This window comes from Streptomyces sp. NPDC058674 (assembly GCF_042716505.1).
Classification (GTDB): domain Bacteria; phylum Actinomycetota; class Actinomycetes; order Streptomycetales; family Streptomycetaceae; genus Streptomyces.
On the sequence record NZ_JBHXSC010000050.1, the window covers coordinates 47,398 to 55,388 of the forward strand.

General features: G+C 70.3%; 6 protein-coding genes. 1 reads left to right on the top strand and 5 read right to left on the bottom strand.

The features are described from left to right. Positions 1–96: 96 nt before the first annotated feature. The 5 genes from ACFWU6_RS23710 to ACFWU6_RS23730 form a co-directional block, all read right to left on the bottom strand. The gene (locus ACFWU6_RS23710) at positions 97–1,077 is read right to left on the bottom strand and encodes a PAC2 family protein (RefSeq protein WP_383806249.1); all 981 of its coding nucleotides are present in this window, start codon (positions 1,075–1,077) and stop codon (positions 97–99) included. A 127-nt stretch (positions 1,078–1,204) separates the two neighbouring features. Beyond that, complete coding sequence (locus tag ACFWU6_RS23715; protein WP_383806252.1) at positions 1,205–2,812, bottom strand: FAD-dependent oxidoreductase; 1,608 nt, start codon at positions 2,810–2,812, stop codon at positions 1,205–1,207. Positions 2,813–2,856: 44 nt separating this feature from the next. After that, complete coding sequence (gene glpK, locus ACFWU6_RS23720) at positions 2,857–4,383, bottom strand: glycerol kinase GlpK (RefSeq protein ID WP_383806254.1); 1,527 nt, start codon at positions 4,381–4,383, stop codon at positions 2,857–2,859. 77 nt (positions 4,384–4,460) lie between these two features. Further along, complete coding sequence (locus ACFWU6_RS23725) at positions 4,461–5,243, bottom strand: MIP/aquaporin family protein (protein WP_383982933.1); 783 nt, start codon at positions 5,241–5,243, stop codon at positions 4,461–4,463. A 327-nt stretch (positions 5,244–5,570) separates the two neighbouring features. Then, positions 5,571–6,338 carry an IclR family transcriptional regulator gene (locus ACFWU6_RS23730; RefSeq protein WP_383806260.1) on the bottom strand — a complete coding sequence of 256 codons (768 nt, stop codon included), beginning with the start codon at positions 6,336–6,338 and terminating at the stop codon, positions 5,571–5,573. A 277-nt stretch (positions 6,339–6,615) separates the two neighbouring features. Here ACFWU6_RS23730 and ACFWU6_RS23735 point away from each other — a divergent pair. Next, on the top strand, positions 6,616–7,991 hold a 1,376-nt coding region (locus ACFWU6_RS23735), incomplete at its 3' end, for a homocysteine S-methyltransferase family protein (protein ID WP_383982935.1).

A 7,991-nucleotide genomic window follows, 5' to 3' on the forward strand; every position in this document is an offset into this window, starting at 1 on the left:
CCGGAACACCGGATGGACGGCTCCGCGCACCGGCTCCCCGTCGGCCCGCCTACCAGCCTCCGCGGGCGGATGCCCGTCCCTAGTGCTGTGACCGGACTAGGCCTCCGCCGGCGGCTCGTCGTCCGGGGCCGCCGGGGGCTCCTCCCCGGCCGGGTCCGGCTTGCGCTTCGGGGCGCGCGGGAGCCCGCTGGAGGGATCGCGCAGGTACGTCGCGTCACCCGGCTCCGCGGCGGCGGACGGGTCCCGCCGCCTGAGGTACCGCTCGAACTCCCGCGCGATGGCGTCGCCGGACGCCTCCGGCAGGTCGGCGGTGTCCCGCGCCTCCTCCAGCGTCTGGACGTACTCCGCCACCTCGCTGTCCTCGGCCGCCAGTTGGTCCACCCCCAGCTGCCACGCCCGCGCGTCCTCCGGGAGCTCGCCCAGCGGGATCCGGATGTCGATCAGGTCCTCCAGCCGGTTCAGCAGCGCCAGCGTCGCCTTCGGGTTCGGCGGCTGCGACACGTAGTGCGGCACCGCCGCCCACAGCGACACCGCCGGCACGCCCGCGTGCGTGCAGGCCTCCTGGAGGATGCCCACGATGCCCGTCGGGCCCTCGTACTTGGTCTCCTCCAGGTCCATCGTCCGGGCCAGGTCGGCGTCCGAGGTGACCCCGCTGACCGGCACCGGCCGCGTGTGGGGGGTGTCCCCGAGCAGCGCCCCCAGGATCACCACCATCTCCACGCCCAGTTCGTGGGCGAATCCCAGGATCTCGTTGCAGAACGACCGCCACCGCATGGACGGTTCGATCCCCCGCACCAGCACCAGGTCGCGCGGCTTCGCACCGCCGATCCGGACCACCGAGAGCCGTGTCGTCGGCCAGGTGATCTTCCGTACCCCGTTGTCCAGCCACACCGTCGGCCGGTTGACCTGGAAGTCGTAGTAGTCCTCGGCGTCGAGCGCCGCGAACACCTCGCCCTTCCACTCCCGGTCCAGGTGTGCGACCGCGCCGGAGGCGGCGTCACCCGCGTCGTTCCAGCCCTCGAACGCGGCCACCATGACCGGGTCGATCAGCTCGGGCACGCCCTCAAGCTCGATCACCCAGGTCTCCTTCCGAAGTTCCCTCGCGTACGTGGGTCAGCCTAAGCCTTGAGGGGACGTCGGCCACAGCCCACGACAGAGGGGCGGTTCCCCGTGGAACCGCCCCTCTTCCCCACCTGCGTGAGAGCTATGCCTTGTCGCCCAGCATCTCCTCGACCCGGGCGCGCACGGAGGCGTCGTCCAGACCGCGGATCGTCACCGTCGTACGGCGCCGCAGCACGTCGTCGGCCGTCTCGGCCCACTCGTGGTCACGGGCGTAGGCGACCTGCGCCCAGATCTCCGGCCCGTCCGGGTGGATGCGCTCGGCCAGCGCCGGGTTCTCGTTCGCGATACGCGCGATGTCGAAGGCCAGCGAGCCGTAGTGCGAGGCCAGGTGGCGCGCGGTCAGCGGGTCCATCCGGGTACCGGGCTCCCGGTCCACCAGCAGCCGGTGCGCGACCGCGTTCGGGTTCGCCACGCCCGGCAGGGCGATGCGGCGCACGAGGGACTTCACCGGCTCCATGTCCTCGGTCAGCGGGCTGCCCGGGAGCTTCGCCAGCTTGTCCATGACCACGCGGCCGATGTGGCGGTACGTCGTCCACTTGCCGCCGGCCACCGACAGCATGCCGCCGGCGCCCTCGGAGACGACCGTCTCGCGCTTGGCCTTCTCGACACCGCCGGGGCCGCCGGGCAGCACCCGCAGGCCCGCGAAGGCGTACGTCATCAGGGAGCGGTCCAGATCCGCGTCCTTCACCGAGAAGGCCGCCTCGTCCAGGATCTGCTGGATGTCGGACTCCGTGGCCCGCACGTCGCCCGGGTCGCCCTCGTACACCTCGTCGGTGGTGCCGAGCAGCAGCTGGTCCTCCCACGGGAGGGCGAAGGTGATGCGGTACTTGTCGATCGGGGTGGCCATCGCGGCCTTCCAGGGCGACTTGCGCTTCATGACGATGTGCGCGCCCTTGGAGAGGCGGATCGACGGCAGGGAGTGCTTGTCCTCCATGCGCCGCAGGTGGTCCACCCACGGGCCGGTGGCGTTGAGCACGACCCGGGCGTCGACGCCGAACTCGGTGCCGTCGAGACGGTCCTTGAGCTCGGCACCGGAGACCCGGCCCCGCGTCATGCGCAGGCCGGTGACCTCGGCGTGGTTGAGGACGACCGCGCCCGAGTCGACGGCCGCGCGGACCGTCATGACAGCGACCCGGGAGTCGTTCATCTGGTGGTCGTAATAGACCGCGACGGCCTTCAGGTTGTCCGTCTTCAGCCCCGGGTTGTCGGCGGCGGCACGGGCCGGCGAGATGACCTTGCCCATGCCGTCGCCGAAGGCCGAGAGGGCGGAGTAGGCGAAGACGCCCGCGCCCAGCTTGGCCGCGCCGACCGGACCGCCCTTGTAGACGGGCAGGTAGAAGGTGAGCGGGTTGACCAGGTGCGGGGCCACGTCCTTGGCCAGCACCCGGCGCTCGTGGTGGTTCTCGGCGACCAGCTTGACCGCGCCGGTCTGCAGGTAGCGCAGACCGCCGTGGACCAGCTTGGAGGAGGCCGAGGAGGTGGCGCCGGCGAAGTCGCCGGCGTCCACCATGGCGACCCGCAGACCCGACTGCGCGGCGTGCCAGGCCACCGAGGTGCCGAGGATTCCACCCCCGATGACCAGCAGGTCGTACGTGGCCTTGGCCAGCTGATCACGGGTCTCGGCACGGCTCGCGTTCACGCCGGCGGTCGGGTGCGAACCCAGTGCGGGAACGCTCTGCGGGCTGCTCATATCGCTTGACTCCTACTTACTCGTCGATTGCGCCGGCCGTGCGGTCAGCTGGCGTCTTCGTCGTCGACCCAGCCCATGGACCGCTCGACGGCCTTGAGCCAGCTCTTGTACTCGCGGTCCCGCTGTTCGGCGGGCATCCGCGGGGTCCACTCGGCCGCGCGGCGCCAGTTGGCGCGCAGGGCGTCGGTGTCGGGCCAGAAGCCGACGGCCAGGCCGGCGGCGTAGGCGGCGCCGAGGCAGGTCGTCTCGGCGACCATCGGGCGCACCACGGGGGCGTCCAGGAAGTCCGAGAGCGTCTGCATCAGCAGGTTGTTGGAGGTCATGCCGCCGTCGACCTTGAGGGCCGCGAGCTCGACGCCCGAGTCCTTGGTCATGGCGTCGGTGATCTCGCGGGTCTGCCAGGCGGTGGCCTCCAGGACGGCACGGGCGATGTGCGCCTTGGTGACGTAGCGGGTGAGGCCGGTGATCACACCGCGGGCGTCGGAGCGCCAGTACGGGGCGAACAGGCCGGAGAAGGCGGGCACGAAGTACGCGCCACCGTTGTCCTCGACCGAGGAGGCCAGGGTCTCGATCTCGGCCGCGGACTTGATCAGGCCCATCTGGTCGCGCATCCACTGGACGAGCGAGCCGGTGACGGCGATGGAGCCCTCCAGCGCGTAGACCGGCTTCTGGTCGCCGATCTGGTAGCCGACCGTGGTCAGCAGGCCGCTGTAGGAGTTGATGATCTTGTCGCCGGTGTTCATCAGCATGAACGTGCCGGTGCCGTACGTGGACTTCGCCTCGCCCTCGGCGAAACAGGTCTGGCCGAAGAGGGCGGCCTGCTGGTCGCCGAGCGCCGAGGCGACCGGAACGCCGGCGAGGACGCCCTCCTTGACGTGGCCGTAGACCTCGGCGGAGGACTTGATCTCCGGGAGGACGTTGAGCGGGACACCCATGGACTCCGCGATGCGCTCGTCCCAGGCCAGCTCGTGCAGGTTCATCAGCATGGTGCGCGAGGCGTTGGTGACGTCGGTGACGTGCACGCCGCCCTCGGCGCCGCCGGTCAGGTTCCAGATGACCCACGAGTCCATGGTGCCGAAGAGGATGTCGCCCGCCTCGGCGCGCTCGCGCAGCCCCTCGACGTTGTCGAGCAGCCAGCGGACCTTCGGGCCGGCGAAGTAGCTCGCCAGCGGCAGGCCGGTCTCGCGGCGGAAGCGGTCCTGGCCGACGTTGCGGCCGAGCTCCCTGCACAGGGCGTCGGTGCGGGTGTCCTGCCAGACGAGCGCGTTGTGCACCGGCTCGCCGGTGTGGCGGTCCCACAGCAGGGTGGTCTCACGCTGGTTGGTGATGCCGACGGCCTTGACGTCGGCGGCCGTGATCTCCGCCTTGGCGATGGCTCCGGCGACGACCTCCTGGACGTTGGTCCAGATCTCGGCGGCATCGTGCTCGACCCAGCCCGGCTTCGGGAAGATCTGCTCGTGCTCCTTCTGGTCGACGGCGACGATGCGGCCGTCGCGGTCGAAGACGATGCAGCGGGAGGAGGTGGTGCCCTGGTCGATCGCGGCGATGAAGGGGCCGGTGCTGCTGGTCATGGTGGCTGCTCCTGGCAGGTGTCGAAGTAGGCGGAATCAGTGTGCGCTGCGGATCTTGCGAACGCGGCAGGTGCTGATCAGGCGAACGCGATGTTGTACAGACCACCGGCGGCGACGGCACCGACGAGCGGGCCGACGACCGGGATCCAGGAGTATCCCCAGTCGGAGCCGCCCTTGTGGGGAAGCGGCAGCAGGGCGTGGACGATGCGGGGGCCGAGGTCGCGCACCGGGTTGATGGCGTAGCCGGTCGGGCCGCCGAGCGAGAGGCCTATGCCGACGACCACGAACGAGGTGATCAGGACACCTATGACGCCGAGGCCCTTGCCGTCGTCCTGGAGGCCCTGGGTCAGGATGGCCAGGATGAGGACGGCGGTGCCGATGATCTCGGTGGCGAGGTTCTGGACGACGTTGCGGATCTCGGGGCCCGTGGAGAAGACGCCGAGCACCGGACCGGCCTGGTCGTGCGGGTGCACGTCCTCGGGGCCGAGCTTGGCGTCGCGGATGTGCTCCGGGTCCGCCAGGTGCACGCGGAACTGGCCGTAGTACGTGATCCACATCAGGACCGCGCCGAGCATCGCTCCGAGGAGCTGTCCGGCCAGGTAGACCGGAACGTCGCCCCAGACGCCGTCCTTGACGGCTATGCCGACGGTGACCGCCGGGTTGAGGTGCGCGCCGGAGAGCGGTGCGGAGACGTAGGCGGCGATCAGGACGGCGAAACCCCAGCCGAAGGTGATCGCGAGCCAGCCCGCGTTGCGGGCCTTGGAGCTCTTGAGCGTGACGGCGGCGCAGACGCCGCCGCCGAGCAGTGTGAGCAGGGCGGTACCGATGGTCTCGCCGATGAAGATGTCGGAGCTGGACACCCGCGACTCCTTATGTCTACGTCCAGGGGTGGGCGGACACCGGGTCCCACCGGTGGATCCGCGCACTCGGTGAGTGCTGCACCGGTCCTTGGCCTTGTCACACCCTAACGCGTATTGCCGGTAGGTGTTCGACAATGCCGACCGATGAACGGCAGTTTTCCGCCCGGGTGAAGAATGCGTCAAGGGTTGGCCAGGCCAAAGTGTCGGATCGTTACCGCTCGGTGTGATCGACCAAATCTGGCCATCGCGTGGTCGGGATGTGGCGAAAAAGGGGCAGGAAGTGGCCGCGGTCCGGCCGAAACATGCCCTGGAAGGCCCCGGAAGGGCTTAGAACCGGCCTGCGCCGAGATCGCGTGAAACGGAGCGCGCACAGTCCCGCACGGAGGCGACGAGGGACGCGCGGGGCTCCCCGCCCTCTCCGCATACCCGCTCCACGGCCCCGGCGACCGCCACCGCGCCGACCGGCATGCGGCGCCGGTCGTGGATGGGCGCGGCGATCGAGGCGAGGCCCTCCCAGGTCTCCTCGACGTCCGCGGCCCAGCCGCGCGCCCGGGTCAGGCCGAGGATCTCCTCGAAGCCGACGGTGTCCGTCACGGTGCGAGGGGTGAACGCCTCGCGCTCCACCTCCATCACCTGCGTGTGCGCGACGGGGTCGTACGCCGAGATGACCTTGCCCAGGGCCGTCGAGTGCAGCGGCTGCATCGCCCCGACCTCCAGCACCTGGCGGCTGTCGTCGGGACGGAACACGTGGTGCATGATCAGCACCCCGCTCTTGTGCAGCACGCCCACGTACACGCTTTCGCCGCTCGCCCGGGCCAGGTCGTCCGTCCACACCAGGGCGCGGGCGCGCAGCTCGTGCACGTCGAGGTAGCTGTTGCCCAGGCGCAGCAGTTCCGCCCCGAGCTGGTAGCGGCCGGATGCGGCGTCCTGCTCGACGAAGCCCTCGGCCTGCAGGGTGCGCAGGATGCCGTGCGCCGTCCCCTTGGCCAGGCCCAGGGACGAGGCCACGTCCGAGAGTCCCAGCCGGCGCTCGCCGCCGGCCAGGAGCCGCAGCATCGCAGCGGCTCGTTCGAGCGACTGGATGTTCCGTGCCATCGTGCAGCCTCCTGCTGACTTTGCCGCCATCACTGACTATGTTGATGCGGTTCGACAATGCTGAACAGTATCGGTCGATGCCGACCTCTCGCATGCCCGGACACGACTTCGCCGCGCCGTCGCCCCGGACACCTCTGCCGGCCCCCGCCACAGAATGCAGTCCGCCACGTGGGACAACCCCACCGGGTCCTGGGACGCGCGGTTACCCTGGCCGCGTGCACCCTTGACACAGAGGGGGTGCAAAGCCGACAGCCGTCGCATCCCAGGGAGCTCAACCATGGCCTCGTTGCCGAACCCGCCCGCTGACACCCAGACCCGGGCCGACGCCCTCCGGGAGGCCCTGGCCACGCGTGTGGTGGTGGCGGACGGGGCGATGGGGACGATGCTCCAGGCGCAGGACCCGTCGATGGAGGACTTCCAGCAGCTGGAGGGCTGCAACGAGGTCCTCAACGTCACCCGTCCGGACATCGTGCGCCGGGTCCACGAGGCGTACTTCTCGGTCGGTGTGGACTGCGTCGAGACGAACACCTTCGGCACGAACTACGCCGCGCTCGCCGAGTACGACATCGCGGAGCGCAACTTCGAGCTGTCGGAGGCGGGTGCGCGCATCGCCCGCGAGGTGGCCGACGAGTTCACCGCCTCCACGGGGCAGCAGCGCTGGGTGCTCGGCTCGATGGGCCCGGGGACGAAGCTGCCGACGCTGGGCCACATCACGTACGCGCAGATCCGCGACGCCTACCAGGTCAATGCGGAGGGCCTGCTCTCCGGCGGCGCCGACGCGCTGCTGGTGGAGACGACGCAGGACCTGTTGCAGACGAAGTCCTCGATCGTGGGCGCGCGGCGGGCGATGGAGGCGCTGGGTGTGTCGGTGCCGCTGATCTGCTCGGTGACGGTGGAGACGACCGGGACGATGCTGCTGGGCTCGGAGATCGGTGCGGCGCTGACCGCGCTGGAGCCGCTGGGCATCGACATGATCGGGTTGAACTGCGCGACCGGGCCGGCCGAGATGAGCGAGCACCTGCGCTACCTGGCCCGCAACGCCCGCATCCCGCTGTCCTGCATGCCCAACGCCGGCCTGCCCGTCCTCACCAAGGACGGTGCGCACTACCCGCTGTCGGCTCAGGAGCTCGCGGACGCGCAGGAGACCTTCGTCCGCGAGTACGGCCTGTCGCTGGTCGGCGGCTGCTGCGGCACCACCCCCGAGCACCTGCGCCAAGTCGTCGAGCGGGTCCGGGGTACGGAGATCGTCGGACGCAGTCCGCAGCCGGAGCCGGGCGCGGCGTCGCTGTACCAGACCGTGCCGTTCCGTCAGGACACGGCGTACATGGCGATCGGTGAGCGGACGAACGCCAACGGGTCGAAGAAGTTCCGGGAGGCGATGCTGGAGGGCCGCTGGGACGACTGTGTGGAGATGGCCCGGGATCAGATCCGTGAGGGCGCGCACATGTTGGACTTGTGTGTCGACTATGTGGGTCGTGACGGTGTCGCGGACATGGAGGAGCTGGCGGGGCGTTTCGCGACGGCGTCGACGCTGCCGATCGTGCTGGACTCGACGGAGGTCCCGGTGATCCGGGCGGGTCTGGAGAAGCTGGGCGGGCGTGCGGTCATCAACTCGGTGAACTATGAGGACGGTGACGGTCCGCAGTCGCGGTT